Source organism: Mariniflexile sp. HNIBRBA6329 (assembly GCF_043558645.1).
In the GTDB taxonomy this organism is placed as follows: Bacteria; Bacteroidota; Bacteroidia; order Flavobacteriales; family Flavobacteriaceae; genus Mariniflexile.
Genome location: NZ_JBIFXS010000001.1, coordinates 374,311 through 399,896 on the forward strand (window position 1 = coordinate 374,311; position 25,586 = coordinate 399,896).

General features: G+C 35.7%; 28 protein-coding genes. 9 read left to right on the forward strand and 19 right to left on the reverse strand.

The window, feature by feature from the left end; translation table 11 throughout:
* Nucleotides 1-101 precede the first annotated feature (101 nt).
* Together ACGK9U_RS01500 and ACGK9U_RS01505 are read left to right on the forward strand one after the other, a co-directional pair.
* The gene (locus ACGK9U_RS01500) at nucleotides 102-554 is read left to right on the forward strand and encodes a 6-carboxytetrahydropterin synthase (protein ID WP_209656222.1); all 453 of its coding nucleotides are present in this window, start codon (nucleotides 102-104) and stop codon (nucleotides 552-554) included.
* Between the two features lie 279 nt (nucleotides 555-833).
* Nucleotides 834-1,586, forward strand: a complete 753-nt coding sequence (locus ACGK9U_RS01505; protein WP_394464590.1) for a UDP-2,3-diacylglucosamine diphosphatase — start codon at nucleotides 834-836, stop codon at nucleotides 1,584-1,586.
* Here the strand turns inward: ACGK9U_RS01505 and ACGK9U_RS01510 are convergent.
* The 9 genes from ACGK9U_RS01510 to ACGK9U_RS01550 form a co-directional block, all read right to left on the reverse strand.
* Nucleotides 1,583-2,848: an MFS transporter gene (locus tag ACGK9U_RS01510; RefSeq protein ID WP_394464591.1), complete on the reverse strand. Its 1,266-nt coding sequence runs from the start codon at nucleotides 2,846-2,848 to the stop codon at nucleotides 1,583-1,585. The genes ACGK9U_RS01505 and ACGK9U_RS01510 overlap by 4 nt on opposite strands.
* A gap of 6 nt (nucleotides 2,849-2,854) precedes the next feature.
* Nucleotides 2,855-4,546: a single-stranded-DNA-specific exonuclease RecJ gene (gene recJ, locus ACGK9U_RS01515; protein WP_394464592.1), complete on the reverse strand. Its 1,692-nt coding sequence runs from the start codon at nucleotides 4,544-4,546 to the stop codon at nucleotides 2,855-2,857.
* A gap of 49 nt (nucleotides 4,547-4,595) precedes the next feature.
* Complete coding sequence (locus ACGK9U_RS01520; protein ID WP_394464851.1) at nucleotides 4,596-5,018, reverse strand: OsmC family protein; 423 nt, start codon at nucleotides 5,016-5,018, stop codon at nucleotides 4,596-4,598.
* A 177-nt stretch (nucleotides 5,019-5,195) separates the two neighbouring features.
* Nucleotides 5,196-6,233: an aminotransferase class I/II-fold pyridoxal phosphate-dependent enzyme gene (locus ACGK9U_RS01525; RefSeq protein WP_394464593.1), complete on the reverse strand. Its 1,038-nt coding sequence runs from the start codon at nucleotides 6,231-6,233 to the stop codon at nucleotides 5,196-5,198.
* A 5-nt stretch (nucleotides 6,234-6,238) separates the two neighbouring features.
* Nucleotides 6,239-7,249, reverse strand: coding sequence for a dipeptide epimerase (locus ACGK9U_RS01530; protein ID WP_394464594.1), 1,011 nt, complete (start codon nucleotides 7,247-7,249; stop codon nucleotides 6,239-6,241).
* A gap of 131 nt (nucleotides 7,250-7,380) precedes the next feature.
* Nucleotides 7,381-7,947 carry a uracil-DNA glycosylase family protein gene (locus ACGK9U_RS01535; RefSeq protein WP_394464595.1) on the reverse strand — a complete coding sequence of 189 codons (567 nt, stop codon included), beginning with the start codon at nucleotides 7,945-7,947 and terminating at the stop codon, nucleotides 7,381-7,383.
* A 13-nt stretch (nucleotides 7,948-7,960) separates the two neighbouring features.
* Nucleotides 7,961-8,305: a HopJ type III effector protein gene (locus ACGK9U_RS01540; RefSeq protein ID WP_394464596.1), complete on the reverse strand. Its 345-nt coding sequence runs from the start codon at nucleotides 8,303-8,305 to the stop codon at nucleotides 7,961-7,963.
* Nucleotides 8,306-8,317: 12 nt separating this feature from the next.
* On the reverse strand, nucleotides 8,318-8,989 hold the full coding sequence (gene rsmI, locus ACGK9U_RS01545) for a 16S rRNA (cytidine(1402)-2'-O)-methyltransferase (protein ID WP_394464597.1): 672 nt from the start codon (nucleotides 8,987-8,989) through the stop codon (nucleotides 8,318-8,320).
* Nucleotides 8,989-9,726: a hypothetical protein gene (locus ACGK9U_RS01550; RefSeq protein ID WP_394464598.1), complete on the reverse strand. Its 738-nt coding sequence runs from the start codon at nucleotides 9,724-9,726 to the stop codon at nucleotides 8,989-8,991. The genes rsmI and ACGK9U_RS01550 overlap by 1 nt, the downstream gene beginning before the upstream one ends.
* 105 nt (nucleotides 9,727-9,831) lie before the next feature.
* Between ACGK9U_RS01550 and ACGK9U_RS01555 the strand changes: the two genes are divergently transcribed.
* The 6 genes from ACGK9U_RS01555 to ACGK9U_RS01580 all read left to right on the forward strand — a co-directional run bounded on the left by ACGK9U_RS01555 (nucleotide 9,832) and on the right by ACGK9U_RS01580 (nucleotide 16,605).
* On the forward strand, nucleotides 9,832-10,479 hold the full coding sequence (locus tag ACGK9U_RS01555; protein ID WP_394464599.1) for a thymidine kinase: 648 nt from the start codon (nucleotides 9,832-9,834) through the stop codon (nucleotides 10,477-10,479).
* A complete protein-coding gene (gene alr, locus ACGK9U_RS01560; protein WP_394464600.1) occupies nucleotides 10,472-11,581 on the forward strand; it encodes an alanine racemase in 1,110 nt (369 codons plus the stop codon). Before ACGK9U_RS01555 ends, alr begins: the two co-directional genes overlap by 8 nt.
* A gap of 69 nt (nucleotides 11,582-11,650) precedes the next feature.
* Complete coding sequence (gene mscL / locus ACGK9U_RS01565) at nucleotides 11,651-12,052, forward strand: large conductance mechanosensitive channel protein MscL (protein ID WP_394464601.1); 402 nt, start codon at nucleotides 11,651-11,653, stop codon at nucleotides 12,050-12,052.
* A 143-nt stretch (nucleotides 12,053-12,195) separates the two neighbouring features.
* Nucleotides 12,196-13,185: an aspartate-semialdehyde dehydrogenase gene (locus tag ACGK9U_RS01570; RefSeq protein WP_394464602.1), complete on the forward strand. Its 990-nt coding sequence runs from the start codon at nucleotides 12,196-12,198 to the stop codon at nucleotides 13,183-13,185.
* Nucleotides 13,186-13,350: 165 nt separating this feature from the next.
* Nucleotides 13,351-15,408, forward strand: a complete 2,058-nt coding sequence (locus tag ACGK9U_RS01575; RefSeq protein ID WP_394464852.1) for a prolyl oligopeptidase family protein — start codon at nucleotides 13,351-13,353, stop codon at nucleotides 15,406-15,408.
* Nucleotides 15,409-15,696: 288 nt separating this feature from the next.
* The gene (locus tag ACGK9U_RS01580) at nucleotides 15,697-16,605 is read left to right on the forward strand and encodes an ABC transporter ATP-binding protein (RefSeq protein ID WP_394464603.1); all 909 of its coding nucleotides are present in this window, start codon (nucleotides 15,697-15,699) and stop codon (nucleotides 16,603-16,605) included.
* A gap of 55 nt (nucleotides 16,606-16,660) precedes the next feature.
* Here ACGK9U_RS01580 and ACGK9U_RS01585 read toward each other — a convergent pair whose 3' ends face one another.
* The 10 genes from ACGK9U_RS01585 to pdxA all read right to left on the reverse strand — a co-directional run bounded on the left by ACGK9U_RS01585 (nucleotide 16,661) and on the right by pdxA (nucleotide 24,928).
* Nucleotides 16,661-17,131 carry a hypothetical protein gene (locus ACGK9U_RS01585; RefSeq protein ID WP_394464604.1) on the reverse strand — a complete coding sequence of 157 codons (471 nt, stop codon included), beginning with the start codon at nucleotides 17,129-17,131 and terminating at the stop codon, nucleotides 16,661-16,663.
* Nucleotides 17,132-17,317: 186 nt separating this feature from the next.
* Complete coding sequence (locus tag ACGK9U_RS01590) at nucleotides 17,318-17,779, reverse strand: 3-oxoacyl-ACP synthase (protein ID WP_394464605.1); 462 nt, start codon at nucleotides 17,777-17,779, stop codon at nucleotides 17,318-17,320.
* Between the two features lie 88 nt (nucleotides 17,780-17,867).
* Nucleotides 17,868-18,551 (reverse strand): monofunctional biosynthetic peptidoglycan transglycosylase, encoded by a 684-nt coding sequence (gene mtgA / locus ACGK9U_RS01595; RefSeq protein WP_394464606.1) that lies wholly within the window; start codon nucleotides 18,549-18,551, stop codon nucleotides 17,868-17,870.
* A gap of 1 nt (nucleotide 18,552) precedes the next feature.
* Nucleotides 18,553-19,665 (reverse strand): NAD(P)/FAD-dependent oxidoreductase, encoded by a 1,113-nt coding sequence (locus ACGK9U_RS01600; RefSeq protein WP_394464853.1) that lies wholly within the window; start codon nucleotides 19,663-19,665, stop codon nucleotides 18,553-18,555.
* Between the two features lie 267 nt (nucleotides 19,666-19,932).
* On the reverse strand, nucleotides 19,933-21,285 hold the full coding sequence (gene accC / locus ACGK9U_RS01605) for an acetyl-CoA carboxylase biotin carboxylase subunit (RefSeq protein ID WP_394464608.1): 1,353 nt from the start codon (nucleotides 21,283-21,285) through the stop codon (nucleotides 19,933-19,935).
* An 86-nt stretch (nucleotides 21,286-21,371) separates the two neighbouring features.
* Entirely contained in the window at nucleotides 21,372-21,851 is a 480-nt protein-coding gene (gene accB / locus ACGK9U_RS01610) for an acetyl-CoA carboxylase biotin carboxyl carrier protein (protein WP_394464609.1), read from the reverse strand.
* A gap of 22 nt (nucleotides 21,852-21,873) precedes the next feature.
* Nucleotides 21,874-22,875 carry a beta-ketoacyl-ACP synthase III gene (locus ACGK9U_RS01615; RefSeq protein WP_394464611.1) on the reverse strand — a complete coding sequence of 334 codons (1,002 nt, stop codon included), beginning with the start codon at nucleotides 22,873-22,875 and terminating at the stop codon, nucleotides 21,874-21,876.
* A 180-nt stretch (nucleotides 22,876-23,055) separates the two neighbouring features.
* Nucleotides 23,056-23,259 carry a 50S ribosomal protein L32 gene (gene rpmF / locus ACGK9U_RS01620; RefSeq protein ID WP_069829108.1) on the reverse strand — a complete coding sequence of 68 codons (204 nt, stop codon included), beginning with the start codon at nucleotides 23,257-23,259 and terminating at the stop codon, nucleotides 23,056-23,058.
* Nucleotides 23,260-23,268: 9 nt separating this feature from the next.
* The gene (locus ACGK9U_RS01625) at nucleotides 23,269-23,808 is read right to left on the reverse strand and encodes a YceD family protein (protein ID WP_394464612.1); all 540 of its coding nucleotides are present in this window, start codon (nucleotides 23,806-23,808) and stop codon (nucleotides 23,269-23,271) included.
* Between the two features lie 73 nt (nucleotides 23,809-23,881).
* Nucleotides 23,882-24,928: a 4-hydroxythreonine-4-phosphate dehydrogenase PdxA gene (gene pdxA / locus ACGK9U_RS01630; RefSeq protein ID WP_394464613.1), complete on the reverse strand. Its 1,047-nt coding sequence runs from the start codon at nucleotides 24,926-24,928 to the stop codon at nucleotides 23,882-23,884.
* Between the two features lie 66 nt (nucleotides 24,929-24,994).
* Here pdxA and ACGK9U_RS01635 point away from each other — a divergent pair, with 66 nt between their 5' ends.
* A complete protein-coding gene (locus ACGK9U_RS01635) occupies nucleotides 24,995-25,585 on the forward strand; it encodes a riboflavin synthase (protein WP_394464614.1) in 591 nt (196 codons plus the stop codon).
* Nucleotide 25,586: the final 1 nt, after the last annotated feature.

The window sequence follows — 25,586 nt, forward strand, 5'->3', positions numbered from 1 at the left end:
CGATAAATCTCTTATCCAGATTGAACAAAAGCGCGCAAATGTAATCTAAAAACAAATTGCTTTTACAAAACAACTATCTTTGTACTTTAAATTTTTCACAAATGAGCTTTATTCGCATCACAAAACAATTTTCTTTCGAAACCGGACACGCCCTTTACGGGTACGATGGCAAGTGCAAAAACGTACACGGACACAGCTACAAACTATCGGTTACCGTTATTGGAAAACCCATTGCCGACACCAACAACGTAAAATATGGCATGGTAATAGATTTTGGCGATTTGAAAAAAATAGTGAAAGAAGACATTGTAAACGTGTTCGACCACGCCACCGTTTTCAACAAAAACACACCACACGTAGAGCTTGCCAAAGAATTGGAAGACAGAGGACACAACGTACTATTAGTTGATTACCAACCAACTAGCGAAATGATGGTCATCGATTTTGCAAAAAAAATAAAGCGCCGTTTACCCGAAAACATCGAATTGCACTCCTTAAAACTTCAAGAAACCGACAGCTCCTTTGCAGAATGGTTTGCGTACGACAATATTTAGGGCGTTCCCCTATCGGGTCGGGCTATACATTACAATCTTTTTAAACGTCTTTGCGAGGACAAAGGACGAAGCAATCTGCTGAACCATTACTCAGCCAAAACTTAAGTATTTTTCAAATTTAAAAAGGATTTTCATTTCTATCCCTGACGCGCCCATCAGCTACTTGCAGTAATAAAACAAATATTCCTGCATTAGTGGCATAATCACCCAGAATCTTCATTATTTTTACGCCATAACAATAAGATTCCTGCCTTCGCAGGAATTATTTATATTTACCGCATGAATATTCCAGAAGGAAAAAAAATATATTTCGCCTCCGATAACCATTTAGGAGCACCAACCATAGAAGCTTCTCGCCCGCGCGAAAAAAAGTTTGTGGCTTGGTTAGACAGCGTTAAGCACGATGCTGCAGCTATATTTTTAGTGGGCGACCTATTCGACTTTTGGTTTGAATACAAAACCGTAGTACCAAAAGGCTTTACAAGAACTTTAGGCAAACTTGCCGAAATTACAGATTCTGGAATTCCTGTTTACTTTTTTGTGGGCAACCACGATTTATGGATGAATGGTTATTTTCAAGACGAATTGAACATTCCTGTTTACCATAAACCAAAAGAATTCACCTTTAACAACAAAACCTTTTTTATTGGTCATGGCGATGGTTTAGGTCCGCACGATAAAGGTTATAAACGTATGAAAAAGGTGTTTACCAATCCGTTTTTTAAATGGGTTTTTAGGTGGACACATCCAGATATTGGCGTAAAAATAGCCCAATACCTATCGGTAAAAAACAAATTGATTTCAGGTGATGATGATGCTAAATTTCTTGGTGAAGAAAAGGAATGGTTGGTGCAATACTCCAAAGAGAAACTAAAAAACAAACACCGCGATTATTTTATTTTTGGCCACCGTCATTTGCCTATGGAAATCAACCTAAATGAGACGTCAAAATACATCAACCTTGGCGATTGGATTTCTTATTATACTTACGGGGTTTTTGATGGAGAAAATTTTGAGCTGAAAAAGTTTTAATCTTTATTATGTTCTTCCAAATCCTTTGTTAAGTCCAGTTTTCTAAACGTTGGCGATACAATACCTGTAGTAATAACGGTAATCAACGTCATGGTTCCTCCAAAAACAACCGCAGTAACTGTACCCATAAGTTTAGCGGTAACGCCACTTTCAAAAGCACCCAATTCGTTAGAAGACCCCACAAACATAGAATTTACCGATGATACACGCCCACGCATATGATCTGGGGTTTTTAACTGTAAAATAGTTTGACGGATAACCATAGAAACGCCATCGGTCATTCCACTAAAAAACAAGGCCACTACCGATACCCAGAATATAGACGACAACCCGAACACGATAATACACACCCCAAAACCAAAAATAGCCACCAATAATTTCATACCGGCATTTTTACTAATGGGTATGTAAGCCGTAACCAACATGGTTAAAAAAGCTCCTACCGCAGGTGCTGCACGCAATACGCCAAAACCTTCACTGCCCACTTTTAAAATATCTTGTGCAAAAACGGGCAAAAGCGCAATGGCACCACCAAATAATACGGCCACCATATCTAAGGTCATAGCCCCTAAAATGGCTTTTGTTTTAAATACAAACCGTACGCCTTCTTTTAAACTTTCAATAACGGGTTCGCCAATTTTCGGATTTAAAATAGGTTTTCGTTTTATCTGTAAAAGAATGATGAATGACAAAAGTACCAGTCCAAAAATGATGCAAAGCGACCAATGCACACCAATCCAACCAATAAAAAAACCGCCAAAAGCTGGCCCTAAAACCGAAGCCATTTGCCATGTAGAACTGTTCCAAGTAGCAGCATTAGGATAGGCTTTTTTAGGCACGATTAAAGCTACTAAAGAGAAAATAGTGGGGCCGAAAAACGAACGTAAGAATCCACCAAAAAACACCAAAGCATAAATGCTGTACAATATGCTTTTCGTTTCCCAATTACCAGTTACTTTGTCCCACGTTAATAAAAACAGCCCTAAACTAATTAAAGAAAAAGCTGCGATACAAAGTGCCAGTAGGTTTCGTTTTTCCTTTTGATCTACAATATGGCCCGCAAACAACGCCATGGTAAAAGCAGGAATTATTTCCATCAAGCCAATAACCCCCAGTGATAATGGGTCTTTTGTTAAGCTATACACTTCCCATTCTATAACAATAAATTGCATGGACCAGCCAAAAACAAGTACAAAACGCACCAGTAAAAATATATTGAATTCTTTAATACGTAAAGCGGCATATGGGTCGGTTTTTGCCATAGCTTACTATTCTTTAATATCTCGGAGTTTTAATTGTAGGCTAACATTCCCTTGCCATTCATTTTCATCAATGGAATAAACAGCCTTAAAAGTTTTTTTATTTGAGATTAAATCGAATTTATCGCCCATTCCAAAACCGATGGCTACCAAACTTTTGGATTGTGGTTGTGCAACGGTTATTCTTAAATGGGTTTTATCTTCTCCAACGCATTTTCCGTAGCCTGTATCAACCAAATTATCCGTCATAAAAACGGGCGTCATGTTATTAGGTCCAAAAGGGGCGAACTGTTTTAAAATCCTGTAGAATTTTGGGGTGATGTGTTCCAAATCAATCTTAACATCAATTTTAATTTCGGGTGTTAGAAGATTTCTATCGATAGTTTTAGAAACCTCATCTTCAAAAGCTTGCTTAAAAGCTTCATAATTTTCTTCTAAAAGCGTCAAACCCGCAGCGTATTTATGCCCTCCAAATTGTTCAATATGTTCGCTGCACGCTTCTAAAGCATTGTAAATATCAAAATCACGTACTGAACGTGCCGAAGCTGCCAACTTATCGCCACTTTTTGTAAATACCAATGTTGGTCTGTAATAGGTTTCGGTTAATCTAGAAGCCACAATGCCAATAACGCCTTTATGCCAATCTTCACCATAAACAACAGTAGTAAGGCGGTTCTGTTCTTTTTGTTCTTCAATTTGCTTAAGAGCTTCTTCTGTAACCTGTTTATCTGTTTCACGTCTGTCTAGATTATAATCGTTAATTTCTGAAGCATATTTCGTAGCCAAATCATTGTCTTCCTCAGTTAAAAGTCTAACTGCAAAATTACCGTGTTGCATTCTACCTGCAGCATTTATACGAGGCGCTACTACAAAAACCACATCGGTAATGGTTAATTCCGTTTTCTCAATTTGGTTTAAAATGGCTTTAATGCCTGGTCGTGGATTGCTGTTTATTACCATTAATCCAAAATAGGCCAGCACTCTATTTTCACCATCAATAGGAACAATATCTGCACCAATAGCAGTTGCCACCAAATCTAAATAGCCAATTAAATCATCGGCATTCAAACCATCTTTTTGGGCTAAGGCTTGTATCAATTTAAACCCCACACCACAACCACATAATTCTTTATAAGGGTAATTACAATCTTCCCTTTTAGGATCTAAAACAGCTGCGGCTTCTGGAATGGTATCGTCAGGCCTGTGGTGGTCGCAAATAATAAAATCAATCCCCAATTCTTTAGCATATGCCACCTTATCGACCGATTTTATACCACAATCTAAAGCAATTATAAGTGTAAAATTGTTTTCTAAAGCAAAATTGATGCCTTTATACGAAATACCATAACCCTCATCGTACCTATTAGGAATGTAGGTGTAAATTAAATTGTACTTAGATTTTAAATATGCGGACATTAATGCTACCGAGGTAGTACCATCTACATCATAATCGCCATACACCAGAATGTTTTCATTGTTAGCCATGGCCTTTTCAATTCTAGCCACCGCTTTATCCATATCTTTCATTAAGTATGGGTCGTGCAAATCGTCTAAACTTGGTCTAAAAAACTTTTTAGCATCTTCATACGTTTCAATACCACGTTGCGCTAATAATGTTGCCACCACTTCATCCACTTGAAGTGCTTTTTGAAGTGCCTCAATTTTTTTAGATTCGGGTTTGGGTTTTAGGGTCCAACGCATCTATCAGGTGGAAAGTTAAAGGTTAAAAAGCTTAAAGTTGATTTGAAACTTATTTTTTATGAAAATGCGTTTCTATGGTTAATTCTGCAAACTGGCGGAACATTTCCATAACACCACAATATTTTTCAACCGATAAATCGACTGCTTTTTGAAGTTTCTTTTCGCTTAAATTATCGCCAAAGAAATGAAAATGCATAGCTACTTTATCGTAATATTTAGGATGCTCCTCGGTAAGGTTGGCTTCAATATCTATCTTAAAATCGGCTACATCCAATTTCATTTTTTTAATAAGTGATGCTACATCCAAACCTGAGCAACCTGCCAACGCCGAAAGCATCAACGCTTTTGGTCTGTACCCTTCGCCATTACCATCATTTTCTGGTCCTGCATCTATAAACAAATTGTGTCCGGATGGGTTTGTGCTCTCAAATTTCATGTTCCCCAACCAAGTTGTTGTAATATGATTCGTCATTTCTTTTAAACTATTTTTATTACTTGTAAACGTCAAAAATACGTATTAATTACCCAAAAAAAACATTCAAAGGCATTTGTTGTACACTTATATATAAATCATAATTAATACACCAACGCACTGAAAATGTTTTATTAAAAAGCTTGTTTCTCATTTAAAATTAAAACACAAATAACTTTAACTGCTTCTATTAAAGTCTATTAAAGATTCTTTAAGTTTCGTTAAATCGGTTTTAGTGTGATTGGATGTTATAACGATTCTGCACATTGATTTTTTATAGGTTGGGTATTTAAAATGGGTTATCACCATGCCGATTTCAAATAAATGTTCAACTATTTTTTCATCTTCACAATAGATAACTGGATAGTTTTTATTGAATTTGAAATCGGCATTCAAATAGAATCCATCAAACAAAAACTCTAAATTAGTTTGCAACTTTTTTTGTTGCGCTTTAATTATTTGTTGTGAAAGCACAAAAGCTTCTAAATAGGCTGGACTGATGCTTGATGATGAAATAAAATCGGGTTCGTTTTTTAAAGCATCGATAAAAACTTTATCGGCAGCAACAATGCCTCCCGAAATGCCCAAGGCCTTTCCCAAAGACGACACCATAATTTTCCGTACCAGATTTTTATTCGAAATGGTGGTAAAAACACCTTCAAGAAAGTTCCCTACAATACCCAAACTATGCGACTCATCAACCACCAACGTTATTTTTTTGTTAGAAGGAATAGTATCTAAAAACTCAAAACTTGTGGGTGTTACTTCCAATCCTAAAAAAGCATCGACCGTAATAACGATGTTTTCAACGGTATGGTTCAGCAAATTTGGATGCAATTCACCATCTATAAATAAAGGTAAACTCTTAATTTGCAAAATGGCAGGATGTGTTTTTGGATAGTGGTAAAAGGCGTTGTCTGATTTTGATAAATATTCCACAACCAATTTGCCCGCCAATGTACCAGACGAACAGGTAACAGCAGCTTCCGCTTTAATTAATTTCGCAAATAAGTGTTCTGCTTCATTAAAAATAGCGAGTTTAATATTGGCATTTCTGGAACTCCCGTAGGCTGTACCCCATTTTTTTATTCCCGAAATAATATTCTTTTGAAAGTCTGGGTGCGTTGGCAACCCTAAATAGGCAGTACCCCCAAAGTATAAAAGCGGTTTGTCTTTTATAATTATTTCTCTATCAGGAAATGCATCAACAACCATAAAATCTAAATTAAAGAAACACCGGTTCCGTTTAAATTACTGTATTGTACCACACCATTTTCAATAGTCACCCCATTGGCAATGTCTTGAGCCAAGAGTAAAGCGCCATCCATATCTACATAATCTAAAAGTGGCAACACATGGGCAATGGCCGAAATGCCTACCGAGGATTCCGTCATGCAACCTACCATGGTTTTCATGTTGAGTTCTTTGGCGTGCACCAACATACGTTTAGCCGGTGTTAGTCCACCACATTTCACCAACTTTACGTTTATGCCATGAAAGTGGTTATAACATTTGGCAACATCAGCTTCTACTTGACAACTTTCATCTGCTATAACGGGCAATACCGATTTTTGATACACTTCTTTGTGCCCTTCCCAATCATCGGCTTTTAAAGGTTGTTCCAAAAATTCAACACCAAGTTCTCTTAAGGCTTTGGCGTTTTTAATGGTTTCTGCAACCGTCCAACCACAATTGGCATCAATTCTAAAAATGGCGTTTGTGTGTTTTCGTAATTCGGTAACAATTTTAATATCCTCTTTTGTGCCGAGTTTTATTTTATAAATTGGCCATGGTAACTCTTGCATTTTTGAAACCATTTTCTCAACAGAATCAATACCAATGGTATAGTTTGTTAGCGGGTTATTTGAAACATCATAACCCCAAAGTTCGTATAGTTTTTTGCCTTGTTTTCGCGCGTACAAATCGTTGTAAGCCAAATCTAAAGCACATAATGCGAACATATTATGTTTTAAATGTTGATGCATGTGTTTCCAGAATTCTTCGGGTGTCGATTGGGTGGCATTTTCAATAATGGGTTGCAACACTGTTAAATCGTCCGTCATTTTTTGAATGGTTACACCGTAGTACGGATTGGAAGTAGCTTCCCCAAAACCTGAAAAACCATCTGATTTTAGTTCTACAATTAATGTGGGTTGCTCATTATACGACTCTCTAGAAATTGAAAATGTATGTTTTAATTTTAAATTGAATGCCCTTAGAATAATTTCCATAAAAACCTTTGTATGATTGATGAAAGTTAATGAAATTATAGGAGTTGATGATATTTGTGATTGTTATTTTTTGCGACTGATGCACGAATAGTTTTATTAATGACCTTACCTGAAAGTGGAAAAGTATAATGTTAAATTAAACTTTTTACTCTTTCCTTCAACACCGGCAACACCTCAACCTCAAACCAAGGATTCTTTGTCAACCAAAACCGATTTCGTGGTGATGGATGTGGCAATGGCAAATACTTTGAATAGTCTTTAAAATTAGCAACCGTTTCGGTGAGTGTTTTCTTTACTTGCTTTCCTAAATAATAGTTTTGTGCATACGTGCCAATTAAAATAACCAACTCCACATTTGGCAAATGCTCCAACAAAGGTTTATGCCATTGTGGGGCACATTCGGGTCGTGGGGGTAAATCGCCCGTTTTTCCTTTTCCTGGATAACAAAAACCCATAGGCATGATGGCAAATTTTTTGGCATCGTAAAACTCTTTTTCGGTAACACCCAACCAGTTCCTTAATTGTTTACCGCTGGGATCGTTCCACGGAATGCCTGTTTTATGAACTTTGGTTCCGGGTGCTTGACCAATAATAACAATTTTAGCATCGGGATGCGCCACAACAATGGGGCGTGGACCTAAAGGCAAGTGTTTTTCGCAGATGGTACATTGTTTTATATGTAATAACAAGTCTTGCATCTGAAACAAAAAGCTATTTGAGTTTTAATGCTTCACCTTCAAAAGTCAAACCATCAAAACCTGTTTTCATAAAGTTTCTAATGTTTTGATGCCCTGTACCATTGGGGTCTTTTAAAACATCGTCAAAATAAAATTTCCCGAAACAGGCCAATGTTTCATCTTTTGTAAAACCTTGCAATTTGGCAAATGCAAACAATTTACAAGATCCTGAATTTTCACCGGCATTGTTCTGCAATTCGCCATTTTTAAAAGCGGTTGGCGTAAACTCGTAGTTTGATTCTATAACAGTCATGGTCTCAGAAAACTCAATGCTGTTTGGTGTGTTTTTTAATTTTTGTTTAAATACTTCTAAATTCATTCTAACTATATTCTATTTTTTCCCTCCAACCACAATAACTATTTCTCCTTTTGGTGGTTTGTTGGTATAATATGCTAATACTTCTTTGGCAGTGCCACGTATGGTTTCTTCATACAGTTTCGTTAATTCTCTAGATACCGACACCTCCCTATCTTCACCAAAATACTCACAAAAATGCCCCAAGGTTTTTACTAATTTATGCGGACTTTCATAAAAAATAATGGTTCTGGTTTCTTCGGCAAGTAATAATAAACGTGTTTGCCTTCCTTTTTTAACGGGCAAAAAGCCTTCAAACACAAACTTATCGTTTGGCAAGCCAGAGTTTACCAATGCGGGCACAAAAGCTGTGGCTCCGGGCAAACAATCTACTTCTATCTGGTTTTCTATACAGGCACGTGTGAGTAAAAATCCGGGGTCGGAAATGGCTGGTGTTCCTGCATCGCTTATTAATGCTACCGTGGTGCCGCTCTTTAGTTTTTGAATTAAATTTTCAACCGTTTTATGCTCATTATGCATATGGTGCGACTGCATATGGGTTGAAATTTCAAAATGTTTTAATAGTTTTCCTGAAGTTCGGGTATCTTCGGCAAGAATTAAATCAACTTCTTTTAAAACTTCAACAGCCCTAAACGTCATGTCTTTTAAATTTCCAATGGGTGTTGGTACAATGTATAGTTTGCTCATTAATTAAATCGGCTTTCTAAAATTTGGAAAAGGCGCTCTTCAAATTCTTCTTTGTTCACCCAATTGTTATAATCTGGTTTTACAATTTCTATAATAAATTGTTTGGCATTACTAAACGAATCGAAGGTACTTAATTGTGAGATAACGCGGTGGTAATCTTCACTTTTACCGTCAAATAAATGTTTTATAAAGGCAATTTTATCATTTAGGCCAATATTCAAACCACCGCTTTTCAACTTATCGTTTAATGATTTTTTTTCGTTTGAAATCCCATTTGTTCCTTTTATAACAGGATCAAAAACTGGGATATCTTTAAAACTGGACATAAAATCGTCTAAATCATTTTTTTTATGCTCCGGCTTCGTTGTGGCTTCTTCTAAAACTACATCTTCAGGTTCGTTAGGCATGTGAGCTACCATGTCTCTAATGGTTGAAATACCATGTTCCATAATATGGTCGTCTTCAACTTCATCCATATTGATATAAATCTTATCACCTACTTCAATATTGTCGCTTATTTTATTATTGAAAGCATTGTCCATTGTTTCAAAAAACGAACTGTTGCTTCCTATGGTTGGCACATCGTTTTCAAAATTTTCATGGGCAAATTTTAATACCGATAACTTTTCGAAAAGCTCCGATACCTCAGCATGCATTTTAACAACATCCTCTTTCCCTTTTAACTTAAGAATTCTGTGGGCAATACTTACCAATTCAGACTCTAACTTCTTCTTCATTGTTATAAATTTAAAATTATTGCTATTTAGGCTTTTGTTTTTTAATAAATTTACGCCACCTTTATACAAACGAATAATCGCTTTATTTAGTGTTAAAATTACGAAATGTTTCTTGAAAATACAGTAAATCATAAAGAACAATTTGGATGGATTGAAGTTATCTGTGGCTCCATGTTTTCAGGAAAGACCGAAGAACTTATCCGAAGGCTTAAACGCGCACAATTTGCCAGACAAAAAGTAGAAATTTTTAAGCCCTCTATTGATGTGCGTTATCATGAAGATATGGTTGTTTCGCACGATGCTAACGAAATTCGCTCCACACCCGTACCTGCAGCGGCAAACATTCCTATTTTGGCAGATGGTTGCGACGTTGTTGGTATTGATGAAGCCCAATTTTTTGATGATGAAATAGTACGTGTTTGCAACGATTTGGCCAACAAAGGCGTTCGTGTTATTGTTGCAGGATTGGATATGGATTTTAAAGGCAACCCCTTTGGCCCCATGCCCAATTTAATGGCCACCGCCGAATATGTTACCAAAGTGCATGCTGTTTGTACCCGAACTGGCAATTTAGCCCAATACAGTTATCGAAAAGCGAACAACGACAATTTAGTTATGCTCGGTGAAGTAGATGAATACGAACCTTTAAGTAGGGCCGCTTATTACAAAGCCATGACCCGTGATAAAGTAAGAAATATGAAGGTGAACGATGCCGAAGAAGTGACCCCAAAACCCAAAAACCCCGATGCCTAAAGCTCAAGAAACCGTACTTGAAATCGATTTAAAAGCGTTAAAGCATAATTTTGACCATTTAAAATCGAGACTGAATAGCAACACCAAATTTATGGCAGTAGTAAAAGCTTTTGCCTATGGAAGTGATGCTTGCGAACTTGCCAACTATTTACAAAATCAAGCTGTAGATTACTTTGCCGTGGCGTTTGTGCACGAAGGGGTAAAACTTAGGGAAGCGGGCATTACCAAACCCATTTTAGTACTGCACCCCCAAGCGGCTAATTTTAAAATATTGATTGATAATTGCCTAGAACCCAATTTATACAACGCTAAAATTTTAAATGAATTTATTGCCATCGCTTCCGCGGAAAAACTAAACCATTATCCAATCCATATCAAGTTCAATACAGGATTAAACAGATTAGGTTTTTCTGAAAATGAAGTAAATACGGTGGTTTCAAAAGTAAAAGAAACATCGGCTGTAAAAATACAATCGGTGTTTTCACATTTGGCAGCTAGCGAAGATTTAAACGAACGCGATTTTACTTTAAATCAAATAGAAAAATTTAAAAACATAACCGAAGCGCTCACCAAAGCTATGGGCTATAAACCATGGCTTCATATTTGCAATACCTCGGGCATTCTAAATTATCCCGAAGCGCATTTTGATATGGTTAGAAGCGGTATTGGTATGTATGGCTTTGGAAATTCTGAAAAAGAAAACAAAAACTTCAAGCCCATTGGCACCTTAAAAACCATTATTTCACAAATTCATGAGATAAACAAAGGGGAATCGGTAGGTTACAATCGTGCGTTTAAAACAGATGCTTTTTTAAGAACCGCAACGCTTCCTATTGGTCATGCCGATGGTATTGGAAGGCAATACGGAAAAGGGAAAGGCTATGTAATAATCAACAACCAAAAAGCCTACATTATTGGAAACGTGTGTATGGATATGATTATGGTTAACGTGACCGATATTGATTGTAAAGAAGGTGACGAAGTGATTGTTTTTGGATCAAACACGACTGCCGAAAATTTAGCCGAAACCGCCAATACCATTTCATACGAACTTATTACAGGTATTTCCCAACGTGTAAAACGTGTTTTCGTAGGCTACTAATATTTTTTTTCATGTGACTTTTTTGTTATCTTGGTATCTCATTAATTTAACCATTATATACCATTCATTATGCTAAAAGAGTTTAAAGAATTTGCAATGAAAGGCAACCTCGTAGACATTGCGGTTGCTTTTGTTATGGGTGCCGCTTTTAATAAAGTTGTTACTTCATTTACTGCTGGAATTGTATCACCTTTAATTGGTCTGATTTTCCAATCCGATTTCAACGATTTAAAATATGTAATAACACCAGGAGTTGCAGATGAAACTGGAGCAGTAACTGGAGAAATTGCAGTACTTTACGGTAGCTTCCTAACCAGTTTAATTGACTTCATTATTGTAGCGTTTGTAATGTTTATGCTTATTAAAGGTATTAACAAAATGAAAAAGAAAGAAGAACCTGCACCAGCACCTCCTGCAGGACCAACTCAAGAAGAGTTGTTAATACAAATAAGAGATTTGCTTAAAAAATAACAAAGTGTTAGATATATAACAACGTGTTATTTGTTGTTAAAAAGCCCTCGTTTTAAGAAAACAAGGGCTTTTTTTTGGGTTTAAAATAGAATTATTAATTAGTTTTGCCCCGTAAAATTATTGAAACTTTAAACTTAATTAAAATGAAAGTAGCTGTTGTTGGTGCCACTGGTATGGTAGGCGAAGTGATGTTGAAAGTTCTTGCAGAACGTAATTTCCCTGTAACTGAATTGCTTTTAGTAGCATCTGAACGTTCAGTTGGAAAAAAATTAACATATAACAATAAAGAATATACCGTAATTGGTTTAGCCGATGCTGTGGCTGCAAAACCGCAAATCGCTATTTTCTCGGCAGGTGGTGATACCTCTTTAGAGTGGGCACCAAAATTTGCAGAAGCTGGCACAACGGTGGTTGATAATTCTTCGGCTTGGAGAATGGATCCAACTAAAAAATTGGTAGTTCCAGAAATCAACGCAAACGAATTGACTAAAGATGATAAAATTATAGCAAACCCAAACTGCTCAACCATTCAAATGGTATTGGCTTTATCTGGGCTTCATAAAAAATATAAAATGAAGCGTGTGGTGGTTTCTACTTACCAATCGGTTTCTGGTACTGGTGTAAAAGCTGTAAAACAATTAGAAAATGAAATGGCCGGTATTGAAGGCGATATGGCATACCCTTACCCAATTAATAGAAACGTATTGCCTCATTGTGATGTGTTTTTAGAAAACGGTTACACCAAAGAAGAAATGAAACTGGCTAGAGAGCCTCAAAAAATATTTAACGACAAATCATTTTCGGTAACTGCTACGGCAGTGCGTGTTCCTACTTCTGGCGGACATTCAGAAGCTGTAAATGTTCAGTTTGAAAACGATTTTGATTTGGCTGAAGTTAGACAAATATTAAGCGAAACTCCTGGGGTTGTTTTACAAGATAACACAGCAACAAATAGTTATCCTATGCCTATGTTTGCACACGATAAAGACGAGGTTTTTGTAGGTCGTTTACGTAGGGATGAATCGCAACCAAACACCTTAAACATGTGGATTGTTGCCGATAATTTACGTAAAGGTGCTGCAACCAACACCATTCAAATTAGTGAATATTTAATTGCAAATAACTTAGTATAATTTTTGCTAAACCTTATATATAAAGCTTCTGTATTTAGATATAGAAGCTTTTTTCTTTTTGATTATTTTTGAAATAAAATCATTCATAATAAAATTTCAATCAAAAATTATTTTAGTATTTATCACATTAATATATTGTAAATTGAATTTTCGAATAATAATATAATACAAGTGAAATACCCTGTTACAAAAAAAGTTGATACGGTTGAATCCTATTTTGGAACCGCTTTAAAAGACCCCTACAGATGGTTGGAAGATGACCGTAGTAAAGAAACAGAAGCATGGGTTAAGGCACAGAATGTATGTACTTCAAACTATTTAAAACAAATTCCTTATATAGATTATTTGAAAAAACGCCTTAGTAAACTGTGGAATTACGAGAAAGTTGGTGCACCTTTTACTGAAGGCAACTACACCTATTTCTTTAAAAACGATGGCTTACAAAATCAAAATGTCGTTTACAGAAAAAAAGAAAATGGTGAAGATGAAGTATTTTTAAATCCGAATACATTTTCAGAAAAAGGCACAACTTCATTAGATACTTTAAGTTTTTCAAAAGATGGTAGTTTATTAGCATATTCCATTTCGGAAGGTGGCAGCGATTGGCGAAAAGTGATTGTTTTAAATACGGAAACTAAAGAACAAATTGAAGACGCCTTAATTGATATAAAATTCAGCCAGATTTCTTGGTATAAAAATGAAGGGTTTTATTATTCTAGTTATGATAAACCAAACGGGAGTGAGCTCTCTGCCAAAACCGACCAGCATAAAGTATTTTACCATAAGCTGGGAACACCTCAAAAAGAAGACTGTCTAATCTACGGTGGGAACCCTGAAGAAAAACACAGATACATTTATGCCCATGTTACGGAAGATCATCGGTATTTAATCCTCACACCTCGTATTTCCACATCGGGCAATAAATTGTTCATAAAAGATTTATCTGCCAAAACCAGCCCGTTAATTACGATTTTAAATCACACGGATAGCGATTCTTATATCATTGAAAATGAAGGCAGCAAACTGTTTATAGTAACCAACTTAAATGCCCCGAACAAAAAAATAGTATCTGTTGATGTATCAAATCCAACGCCTGAACATTGGGTAGATGTAATTCCCGAAACTGAATTTGTTTTAAGTCCATCCAAAGGCGGTGGTTATTTCTTTGCGAATTACATGGTAGATGCCATTTCTAAAGTAAAACAATTCGATTATCAAGGCAACCTCATTAAAGAAATTGACCTTCCTGGTTTAGGAACCGCTTCTGGGTTTAGTGGCAAAAAGGAAGATGACATTTTATATTATGCGTTTACCAATTACAATACGCCTTCAAACATTTATGAATTTAACCCCAAAACGGGTGAAACCGTATTATATTGGAAGCCTGAAATTGATTTTAATAGTGATGCCTACGAAAGCAATCAGGTATTTTACACTTCAAAAGATGGGACAAAAATCCCCATGATCATCACACATAAAAAAGGTTTAAAGCTTGATGGAAAAAACCCAACCATTCTTTACGGCTATGGCGGTTTCAACATTAGTTTAACGCCTGCATTTAGTATTGCAAACGTTGTCTGGATGGAACAAGGCGGTATTTTGGCCATACCAAATTTACGTGGTGGTGGCGAATATGGCAGGAAATGGCACGATGCAGGCATTAAAATGAAAAAGCAAAACGTATTTGACGATTTTATGGCTGCTGCGGAATACTTATTTAAAGAAAATTATACGGCATCAAACTATTTGGCGTTAAGAGGTGGCTCTAACGGAGGATTACTGGTAGGAGCTGTTATGACTCAACGCCCTCATTTAGCCAAAGTGGTGCTTCCTGCAGTGGGGGTTTTGGATATGTTGCGTTACCATACCTTTACAGCTGGAGCAGGTTGGGCTTACGATTATGGAACTGCCGAGGACAGTAAAGACATGTTTGAATATTTAAAAGCATATTCACCAGTGCACAATGTAAAATCTGGTGTTACATATCCTGCAACTTTAATAACCACGGGCGACCATGATGACCGTGTAGTACCGGCACATAGCTTTAAGTTTGCAGCCGAATTACAAAGTAAACAAACGGGCTCAAACCCAACTCTAATTAGAATTGAAACCGATGCGGGGCATGGTGCAGGAACCCCAGTAAATAAAACGATTGAACAGTATGCCGATATTTTTGGGTTTACATTGTTCAATATGGGGTTTGAAGAATTGCCCAATGATTGACGATTTACGAATTAAGAATTAATTGAACTTAGAACCTTTAACCATGGTAATAGTGATCGAGCAGACAAAAAGAAGGTATGCTACAAATAAACATCTCTTTCAAGGGATTTTGGTTTCCTATTATTCTCTTTATAAATAACTTTAACAGACCTTTCAGGTTTTAAAAACCTGAAAGGTCTCATACAACAAGATGCTTTAAAATAAAAATCATAATTTTGTCCGTTCGAGCGCAGTCGAGAACTAATTCAAGACCTCTCGACTGCGCTCGAGGAGACAACAAAAAAGTCAATGCTACAAGTAAACAACCTCACTTTTCAATATAAAAAACAACCTATTTTAAAGGCTATTAGTTTTTCTGTTAAAACAGGTGAACACTTCTCTATAATTGGTGAAAGCGGCTCGGGGAAAAGCACCCTTTTAAAATTACTTTACGGTACTTACGATTTAAATGAAGGCCAGATATTTTGGAACGACACCGAAATTTTAGGTCCGAAGCACAACTTAATTGTTGGCCCAAAATACATGAAATATGTAGCTCAAGAATTTGACTTAATGCCTTTTATTACAGTTGCTGAAAATATTGGCGCCTACCTTTCTAACTTTTATCCTGAAGAAAAGCAAGCTCGCATTGAAGAACTTTTAGATGTTATAGAATTAAGGCCTTATGCGAATATTAAAGTAAAAGAATTGAGTGGCGGCCAAAAACAACGTGTTGCCATTGCCAGGGCCATTGCCAAACAACCCGAGGTTTTATTGTTGGATGAACCTTTTAGCCATATTGATAATTTTAAAAAGCAATCGTTACGCCGTAGTTTATTCAAATATCTAAAGGACAAAAATATTACGTGTATAGTTGCTACCCATGATAAAGATGATGTGCTTTCCTTTTCAGACCATATGATGGTGTTACACGATGCTAAAATTATGGCAAAAGGCACACCACAAGAACTTTACAAAAACCCTAAAAATGAATTGATAGCGTCGTTTTTTGATGAATTCAACAACATTGAAAACTACGGAATCGTATATGCGAATCAATTAAAAGTGGTTGAAAATTCTAATTTAAAAGCCATTGTTAGAAGGTCTTATTATAAAGGAAATTACTATTTGATTGAAGCAGATTTAGATGGAAAAAGTATCTTTTTTGAGCATAATACCGCACTAAAAAGTGGTTTATCTATTTGCCTAAATATTTAATCTGAGGTGTTTTTTGTTCTTTACCACAGTATTTTCAAAAGATAATAGTCCTATTTTATTGATGATACGCTACATTATGGGCTAACGCACCACCGCAAACACTACAATTTCCAGCAGATCCAGATCCACCAGCACATCCTTTTGTACAAGTATAATGCCACACTCCAGCTGCATTTTGACTGGATTCGCCAGTAGTAGGTGCAAAAGGAGCTGTTGATGGTGCCGTATTAATTTTGCTATGATAAGCTTGATTATGTGCTAAAAGATTTCCGCAATTAGTACAATTAACAGCCGTTCCTGCGCCACCAGCGCAACCTTTACTACAGGTATAGTGCCAAACTCCAGCTGCATTTTGGGCTGATTCTAGGGCTTTATTCTGAGTTGTTGAATTTGGAGGGGTAGGCAAATTTATTATTTCCACTGGAGCTGCCTGCTCTTGCTTTTTTGATTTAGAATTGTCATTACAGGAATAAAATAAAATTACTAAACCGAATAAAAGTATTGTAAACGTCTTAAAATATTTCATATGAGGTATTTTCTTAAATTTCTAATTTAGTCTCGACTATGCTCTGTTTGTCTAATTACCTTGCCAAATAGCTAATTTAGTTAATATTATCTGAATAAAACATTCCTAAGTTGTCTTATCTGGGGATTTTTAAGTTGATTGCTAATTACTTAAGGTTGTTTCGAGTTTATCTAAAAATTTTATTGATTATAGAATAGTTTCAATCTTAAATGACTGCTCCCTAAAAACAACCTCTTCACTAACCGTTTTGCCCATTAGCAATTGCCCAATAGGGGTGTTAGGAGAAATAGCAAAAAACAATTCGTTTTCAACCTTTAATTCACCAGCACTTATGGCTATAAAATAGTTGCTTTTATTGGTGTAAACCACGCTTCCTAAACCAATAAATTCTGAGGTATTGGAACTGTTTATTTTTGATAAATTTTCCTTAATTTTTTGAATTTCCGCTAACTGATTTCCTGCTTTTTCGCGTTCTAACTGTAGCATGGCCCTTCCGGTTTCATGCTTATCGCCAGCACTACTTTTGGTTTCAGAAGTTAGAGATTCTTGAATTTCGGTTATGGTATTTTGAATGGTGTTAAACCTATTTTCAACAAAATCTACACATTGCTTATATAATGCTTCTTTAATTTTTAAAGTCGAAATCATGGATTATAGAATTTATCTATTTTAGAACTTTTATACTCTGAACTCTGAAACTTTGTAACTCTGAAACTCTGTAACTTTGAAAATTGATTTATTCGTAGTTTAAAGGCCCAAAAAAGCGCATTTGTTGGGTTATCCAGTTCTTTCTTCTTTGTATGTAATTGGTAGCAGGACTTGCCCTGTATCGTAACGGACTCGGTAAAATGGCAGCAATGGCAGCTGCTTCTTGTTGGCGTAAATTGGCAGCGGGTCTTTTAAACCAATGTTGGGCAGCAGCTTCGGCACCATAAATACCGTTACCCATTTCAATACTGTTTAAATAGACTTCCATAATACGTTCTTTAGACCAAATTAGTTCTATTAAAAACGTAAAATAGGCTTCCAAACCTTTGCGCAACCAACTGCGATGCGGCCATAAAAACACATTTTTTGCCGTTTGTTGGCTTATGGTACTGGCACCTCTAGTGCGTTTGCCTTTTTTGTTAAATTCAATGGCTTTTTCAATGGCTTTCATATCAAAACCATGATGGTTTAAAAAGTTTTGATCTTCACTACAAATAACAGCCAATTGCAAGTTTTTTGAAATGTTATCGATAGACTCCCAATCGTGTTTCCAAACAATGTCTTTGCCATCTATTTTCTGCTCAATAGTGCGTATTACCATGAGTGGTGTAACAGGCACGGGTACCCATTTATATATAATTACTAAGCCAATGGAAATGGCAAAAAACCAAAGGAGAATTTTAAATAAAAATCTAAATAATTTTCTAATCATACTATGCTATTAATTGTGCTAACTCTTGTCCTACCAAACTCCCTATGGCTATTCCCATACCACCAAGTTTTACGCCGCAATATACGTTATTGCCCAGTGGTTTTACAATAGTGTTTTTTGTATTTCCTAAACCCATAATACCGCTCCACCTGTGTTCAATTTCAAAAGGAATTTTTGGCAAAATTACAGTTTTTAAAATATTTTCTAAGGTGTTTTGAATTAATTCGGTTTGGGCAAATTCGGTTGTTGTTTCCCCTTTAAAATCAAGGTTTCTACCACCTCCAAACAAAATCCGGTTATCTATATTTCTGAAATAATAATATCCTTTATCTAAATGAAAGGTGCCTTTAATATGAAGGCCTTTAATAGGTTTGGTAATTAAAACCTGTGCCCGAGCTGGTTTTACATCTTCATTAATAAGTTGTGATGCAAATCCGTTAGTAGCGATACATAATTTTGAGGTTGAAAATTCGTGTGAACTTGTCTTTACTTTTACTGAATTGTTATCTTCTGAAAAACTTTCAACAGCTATATTGTTTAATATTTTTATGCCTTTTGATTGAACCTTTTGCAACAATGCCTCCATCATACTGCCCGTATCTATTTGTCCTTCAAACGGATTAAATATATAGGTTTCTTTAATGTTTTTAAAATGAAAACTATTAGGTTTCGTGCTGAAAACCTCTTTTTTAAATAAAGGTTGCAATAAATTGTTAAGGTATTCCTTTTGGGAGAGACAGGTTTCTAATAAATCATCTTCTTGAAGAAACAATTCATACCCCCCATAGTTTTTATAGTTTATAGCTTGATCACCTAAGGTTTCCCTTAGTAGCTGCAACCCATCCACGCGTTTTTTTACTAGATTGAAAACGTCTTGCTCGGCATGTGATTTTAAATCTTCCAGTATTTCGCTTAAACTTCCAAAACAGGCGAATCCTGCATTTTTGGTGCTAGCACCTTGTGGCAACATGCCTTTTTCCAATACTAAAATTTTAGCTTTTGGATGCTGTTCTTTTAAGTGTAAGGCGCAACTTAAACCTACAATACCACTTCCAACTATAGTAACATCTATGTTGGTAAACCATGATTTTATTTCCCAATAGGATAGGCTCATGTGGGTTTGCTGTTGTTGGTTATTGGTAAAAATAGTGAATTTGCTGTTAGGTTGTTGTGTTAAGGATGGAAGCGGCATCCTTTTGGTTTTTTATGTAACTGAAACTAGCTTGAGGATAGATATAGTTTTCAAATAATGGATTCCTGCCTTCCTAGGAAAGACAAAAACCAAAAGATATAGTGTACAGCCTGACTTTTGCTTTTCCCTAAAAAAAGCAAAAGGAACACCAAAAAAAAACTCCGAAATTGCTTTCGGAGTCTTTATTTATTATTCTTCTACGGGTTTTTGCATAACAAAATCTTCCATGAACTTGGTGGTGTAATTTCCAGCTAAATAATCTGGATGGTCCATCAATTGTCTGTGGAAAGGAATGGTTGTTTTTACCCCTTCAATTACGAATTCATCTAAAGCACGCTTCATTTTATTGATAGCTTCTTCTCTGGTTTGCGCTGTTGTAATCAACTTAGCAATCATAGAATCGTAATTTGGCGGAATGGTATATCCTGCGTACACGTGTGTATCTAAACGCACCCCATGGCCTCCAGGAGCATGCAACGTTGTAATGGTTCCTGGTGATGGACGAAAGCCATTGTAAGGATCTTCAGCATTGATACGACACTCGATGGAATGTAATTTAGGTAAATAGTTTTTACCTGAAATTGGCACCCCTGCAGCCACTAATATTTGTTCGCGAATTAAATCGAAATCGATAACCTGCTCTGTAATGGGGTGCTCTACTTGAATACGGGTATTCATCTCCATAAAGTAGAAATTACGGTGCTTATCTACCAAAAACTCGATGGTTCCTGCACCTTCGTACTTAATGTATTCAGCAGCTTTTACAGCAGCTTTCCCCATTTTTTCGCGAAGTTCATCGGTCATAAATGGCGAAGGAGTTTCTTCGGTCAGTTTTTGATGGCGACGTTGAACAGAACAATCTCTTTCAGATAAATGACATGCTTTTCCTGTAGAATCGCCTACAATTTGAATTTCAATATGTCGTGGTTCTTCAATAAGTTTTTCCATGTACATATCGTCGTTTCCAAAAGCCGCTTTACTTTCTTGACGAGCAGAATCCCAAGCATCTCTAAGATTTTCTGGTTTAAAAACCCCGCGCATACCTTTACCTCCACCACCGGCAGAAGCTTTAAGCATGACAGGATAGCCCGTTTCCTTAGCTATTTTTTCACACTCTTCAAAAGATTTTATAACACCTTCACTACCTGGTACACATGGCACGCCGGCAGCTTTCATGGTTGCTTTGGCATTGGCTTTGTCGCCCATTCTATCAATCATTTCTGGAGACGCACCAATAAATTTTATTCCGTGCTCTTCACAAATTTTTGAAAATTTAGCGTTTTCAGATAAAAATCCATAACCTGGATGTATTGCATCTGCATTGGTTATTTCTGCAGCAGCGATAATATTGGACATTTTTAAATAAGACAATGCACTTGAGGCAGGCCCTATACAAACAGCTTCATCAGCAAACTTGACGTGTAAACTTTCAGCATCAGCCGTAGAGTATACAGCCACGGTTTTTATGCCCATTTCTTTACAGGTTCTAATAACACGAAGTGCTATTTCCCCTCTGTTGGCAATCAATATTTTTTTAAACATAACTTTCTGAATTAAAAATTACAAATTCCAATCGCCAAATTCCAAATATTGGATTTTGAGATTTGTGTATTGGAATTTTTAATAGGTTATGATGGGTCTACTAAAAATAATGGTTGGTCGAATTCTACAGGAGAAGAATCGTCAACTAAAATTTTAACAACTTTTCCTGAAACTTCAGATTCAATTTCATTGAAAAGTTTCATAGCTTCTATAATACAAAGTACATCGCCTTCTGCAATGGTTTGTCCCACCTCAACAAATAATGGTTTGTCTGGAGATGGTTTTCTATAAAATGTTCCAATAATTGGAGATTTTATAGTAATGTATTTTGAGTTTTCTGCAGCAGGAGCAACAGCAGCAGGAACCTCTGTGGTGGCTTTTGTTTCTGCAACTGGCGCTTGCATTTGAGGAATTTGAGGAGCAACAGGTGCATAATGCACTGCTGTTGTTTCTTGATCTGACCCTGTTTTTATGGTGATTTTAATATCATCCATTTCTAATTTAACCTCACTTGCCCCTGATTTGGCAACAAACTTGATTAAGTTTTGAATTTCTTTAATATCCATAATTTCACTAATTAGTTAATGGTTAGTTTACTGAATTATATGCCCATTTTAAATAAATGGATCCCCAATTAAATCCGCCTCCAAAAGCGGCAAAAATTACATTATCTCCTTTTTTAAGTTGTGATTCGTAGTCGTTTAATAATAACGGTAATGTAGCTGATGTAGTATTACCGTACTTATGAATGTTGATCATCACTTTTGATTCATCTAATTCGATACGTTGGGCAGTAGCATCAATAATTCGCTTATTTGCTTGATGTGCTGCTAACCAATCTACATCTTGATTTGTTAAATTATTACGCTCTAAAATTTTAACAGCAGCATCGGCCATATTGAATACTGCATTTTTAAATACCGTTTTTCCTTCTTGAAAAGCGTACTGGCCACCTTGTTCAAGTACTTCGGGGGTTATCTTAAAAGAAGAACCTCCATAGGTAGCTTGTAAAAACTCTCTACCAGAGCCATCGCTTCTTAAGTACTCGTCTTTAAGCCCTAAACCTTCTTCATTAGGCTCAAACAAAACGGCTCCCGCGCCATCGCCAAAAATAATACAAGTGGCTCTATCTTTATAATTAATTATTGAAGACATTTTATCGGCTCCAATTAATAATACATTTTTGTAACGACCCGATTCTATATAGCTAGCCGCTACAGACATACCGTATAAAAAACTAGAACAAGCTGCATCCATATCGAATGAAAATGCGTTTACCGCACCTATTTCGGTTGCCGTAAAAGAAGCTGTTGAGGCTGCTTTCATATCTGGTGTTGCTGTTGCAACAATAACAAGTTCTATGGTCTTTGGGTCTATACCTTTTTTGTTAATAAGGTCTTGGGCTGCTTTTATAGCTAAGTAAGAAGTTCCTTTTCCTTCGTCTTTTAGGATTCGACGTTCTTTTATTCCTGTTCTAGAGGTTATCCATTCATCATTAGTATCAACCAATGTTTCAAGGATTTGATTGGTTAACACATATTCCGGCACATAGGCACCTACAGCGGTTATTGCTGCTGAGATTTTTCCCATAACTTTATAGTTAAATTGATCAAAAAATCATTAAAATTGAATAAAAACACGCAAAATTTCGTGAAAACTACTAAAATTCAACGAAACATTATGCAAATTACGTGTTTTTGTCCTTTAGAAAAAACTTATCACAAAAAAAACGCTCACATGTGAGCGTTTTAATATATGCATGCATAATATTTATGCTACGTTTTCTACAGCTTCTGAATTGTCAATTAATACTTGACCTCTGTAATATAATTTACCTTCATGCCAATGAGCTCTATGGTATAAGTGTGCCTCACCAGTTGTTGGACATGTAGCAATCTGTGGCGCAGTTGCTTTGTAATGTGTTCTTCTTTTATCTCTTCTTGTTTTCGAGATTTTTCTCTTAGGATGTGCCATTTTCTATGTTTATTTACCCGTTAATAGTTTCTTTAATGTATTCCAACGAGGATCGATATCCTCTTCAGTTTCTTTTTCTTCTTTAATTTTTGGACTTAATTCTTCTAATTTTTTAAGTATGTCCGAATCTAATGTTCCGTCTTCAACTCCAGGGTGTATACGTTTTATTGGTACTGCAAGTACAATGGTTTCGTATATATATTGTTGCATGTTAATTTCATATGTTCCGTGAGGCACGATAAGTATATCGGTGTCTTCATCGTTGTACTCATTTCCAAATTTAACAACCAAATCCAACTCATTTGAAATGGGTTGATTATAAGGTTCGTTTGTTAAATCGCAATTAACATTTACAAATCCTGAAATTTTGAAGTTTAATTCCAATAATGTTGTTTTCTTATCTAACATAAGATTTACATCAACGTTTACATCATTAAACTCTTCATACTCAAAATATTCAAAGAACGCATTCTCAATTTTATACTCAAAATGATGCTTTCCAATCTTTAATCCTACAAATGGGATTGTAAATTCCTTTAATGGCTTCATTCTCACATCTATTTTGAGCCTGCAAATATATAAATTTTTATTTAAGCAGCATTACTTATAAACATTTTTTTGTTTACATCTTTTGATTTGATTTTTTTAAGGGATTTAATGTAAGTTCCTCGTAATCAAACCTGTTTTTAAATATTTGGATGGCTGCAAATACCGCTTCTTGAAAAGAGTTCGAATCTGCCACTCCTTTTCCTGCAATTTCATAGGCTGTTCCGTGATCTGGCGATGTTCTAATTTTATTCAATCCTGCGGTAAAATTAACCCCTTGTCCAAAAGATAATGTTTTAAAAGGAATTAAACCTTGGTCGTGGTAAGTGGCCACAATGGCATCAAAATTTTTGTAATTATTGGAGCCAAAAAAGCTATCGGCTGCATAGGGACCAAAAACTAATTTTCCTTCTTCTTTTAATTTTTGAAGCGTAGGCCTTAAAATTGTATCATCTTCATTGCCAATTACACCATTATCACCAGTGTGCGGGTTAATTCCTAAAACCGCTATTTTTGGTCTTACAATTTTAAAATCTTTTAACAACGAGTTGTAAACGGCATTTATTTTTTTAATTATTAAATCTTCAGAAAGGTGCTCAACGATATCCTTAACTGGTACATGGTCGGTTAGTAAGCCAACTCTTAGCGAATCGGTTACCATAAACATAAGGCTTTCCCCCTCTAGTTGTTGTGCCAAATAATCCGTATGCCCTGGAAACTTAAATGCTTCAGATTGTATATTGTGTTTATTTATAGGTGCCGTAACCAGCACATCTACATGACCATCTTTGAGTGCTTTTGTTGCTGCTTGTAACGATTTTATCGCGTACTCTCCAATTTTAATATCTTCTTTACCAAATTCGATAGTTACAGGCTCATTCCAACAATTAAACACATTCATCTTACCAAAAACCAATTGATTTAAATTGTTTATGCTATTGAAATTGATTTCTGAATTAAAATGTGTTTTGAAAAAATTCATAACTTTCGACGATGCAAAAATTACTGGCGTACAGAATTCCAGCATTCTAGAATCTTCAAATGTTTTAAGGATTATCTCGCCTCCAATACCATTTAAATCCCCAATTGATATACCTACTATTATATTTTCCGATTTCTTCATTAAGAATGATAACTTTTGTTTGTAATTTTGATGTTGCAAATTTAGTTAAATAAACAAACCATATATATGTTTACCGGAATAATTGAAGATATAGGAGTCATTTCAAATTTAAAAACCGAATTAGACAATCTTCACATCACAGTAAAAAGCAGTATCACCCCTGAATTAAAAATAGACCAAAGTGTAGCACATAACGGTGTTTGCTTAACTGTTGTAAGTATTAATAATGATGAATATACCGTTACCGCAATACAAGAGACCTTAAAAAAAACCAATTTAAAAACACTTAAAACTGGTGATAAAGTAAACTTAGAACGTGCCATGAAATTAGGCGATAGACTTGATGGCCATATTGTACAAGGGCATGTAGACCAAACCGCCATTTGCACAGATATTAAAGAAGCCAATGGAAGTTGGATATTTACTTTTAGTTATGATTCTTCTCTTAACAATATTACTATTGAAAAAGGCTCGATTACCGTAAACGGAGCAAGTTTAACGGTTGTAAATTCTAAAAAGGACAGTTTTAGCGTGGCAATTATACCTTATACATATAATCACACCAATTTTAACATCTTTAAAAAAGGCACTGTTGTTAATTTAGAATTTGATGTTTTAGGGAAATATGTATCTAGACTATTAGAACTAGGAAAGTAAA

Excerpts from the sequence above, each read along its gene's own strand:
- ACGK9U_RS01635 (WP_394464614.1), top strand. The coding sequence starts at position 24,995 with ATGTTTACCGGAATAATTGAAGATATAGGAGTCATTTCAAATTTAAAA.
- accC (WP_394464608.1), bottom strand. The coding sequence starts at position 21,285 with ATGTTTAAAAAAATATTGATTGCCAACAGAGGGGAAATAGCACTTCGT.
- ACGK9U_RS01570 (WP_394464602.1), top strand. The coding sequence starts at position 12,196 with ATGAAAGTAGCTGTTGTTGGTGCCACTGGTATGGTAGGCGAAGTGATG.
- ACGK9U_RS01550 (WP_394464598.1), bottom strand. The coding sequence starts at position 9,726 with ATGAAGAAGAAGTTAGAGTCTGAATTGGTAAGTATTGCCCACAGAATT.
- ACGK9U_RS01530 (WP_394464594.1), bottom strand. The coding sequence starts at position 7,249 with ATGGAAATTATTCTAAGGGCATTCAATTTAAAATTAAAACATACATTT.
- ACGK9U_RS01625 (WP_394464612.1), bottom strand. The coding sequence starts at position 23,808 with ATGAAGCCATTAAAGGAATTTACAATCCCATTTGTAGGATTAAAGATT.
- ACGK9U_RS01535 (WP_394464595.1), bottom strand. The coding sequence starts at position 7,947 with ATGCAAGACTTGTTATTACATATAAAACAATGTACCATCTGCGAAAAA.
- mtgA (WP_394464606.1), bottom strand. The coding sequence starts at position 18,551 with ATGATTAGAAAATTATTTAGATTTTTATTTAAAATTCTCCTTTGGTTT.
- ACGK9U_RS01585 (WP_394464604.1), bottom strand. The coding sequence starts at position 17,131 with ATGAAATATTTTAAGACGTTTACAATACTTTTATTCGGTTTAGTAATT.
- alr (WP_394464600.1), top strand. The coding sequence starts at position 10,472 with ATGCCTAAAGCTCAAGAAACCGTACTTGAAATCGATTTAAAAGCGTTA.
- ACGK9U_RS01505 (WP_394464590.1), top strand. The coding sequence starts at position 834 with ATGAATATTCCAGAAGGAAAAAAAATATATTTCGCCTCCGATAACCAT.
- ACGK9U_RS01540 (WP_394464596.1), bottom strand. The coding sequence starts at position 8,305 with ATGAATTTAGAAGTATTTAAACAAAAATTAAAAAACACACCAAACAGC.
- mscL (WP_394464601.1), top strand. The coding sequence starts at position 11,651 with ATGCTAAAAGAGTTTAAAGAATTTGCAATGAAAGGCAACCTCGTAGAC.
- ACGK9U_RS01520 (WP_394464851.1), bottom strand. The coding sequence starts at position 5,018 with ATGACGAATCATATTACAACAACTTGGTTGGGGAACATGAAATTTGAG.
- accB (WP_394464609.1), bottom strand. The coding sequence starts at position 21,851 with ATGGATATTAAAGAAATTCAAAACTTAATCAAGTTTGTTGCCAAATCA.
- ACGK9U_RS01580 (WP_394464603.1), top strand. The coding sequence starts at position 15,697 with ATGCTACAAGTAAACAACCTCACTTTTCAATATAAAAAACAACCTATT.
- recJ (WP_394464592.1), bottom strand. The coding sequence starts at position 4,546 with ATGCGTTGGACCCTAAAACCCAAACCCGAATCTAAAAAAATTGAGGCA.
- ACGK9U_RS01510 (WP_394464591.1), bottom strand. The coding sequence starts at position 2,848 with ATGGCAAAAACCGACCCATATGCCGCTTTACGTATTAAAGAATTCAAT.
- ACGK9U_RS01500 (WP_209656222.1), top strand. The coding sequence starts at position 102 with ATGAGCTTTATTCGCATCACAAAACAATTTTCTTTCGAAACCGGACAC.
- pdxA (WP_394464613.1), bottom strand. The coding sequence starts at position 24,928 with ATGAAGAAATCGGAAAATATAATAGTAGGTATATCAATTGGGGATTTA.
- rsmI (WP_394464597.1), bottom strand. The coding sequence starts at position 8,989 with ATGAGCAAACTATACATTGTACCAACACCCATTGGAAATTTAAAAGAC.
- ACGK9U_RS01555 (WP_394464599.1), top strand. The coding sequence starts at position 9,832 with ATGTTTCTTGAAAATACAGTAAATCATAAAGAACAATTTGGATGGATT.
- ACGK9U_RS01615 (WP_394464611.1), bottom strand. The coding sequence starts at position 22,875 with ATGGGAAAAATCTCAGCAGCAATAACCGCTGTAGGTGCCTATGTGCCG.
- rpmF (WP_069829108.1), bottom strand. The coding sequence starts at position 23,259 with ATGGCACATCCTAAGAGAAAAATCTCGAAAACAAGAAGAGATAAAAGA.
- ACGK9U_RS01525 (WP_394464593.1), bottom strand. The coding sequence starts at position 6,233 with ATGGTTGTTGATGCATTTCCTGATAGAGAAATAATTATAAAAGACAAA.
- ACGK9U_RS01600 (WP_394464853.1), bottom strand. The coding sequence starts at position 19,665 with ATGAGCCTATCCTATTGGGAAATAAAATCATGGTTTACCAACATAGAT.
- ACGK9U_RS01590 (WP_394464605.1), bottom strand. The coding sequence starts at position 17,779 with ATGATTTCGACTTTAAAAATTAAAGAAGCATTATATAAGCAATGTGTA.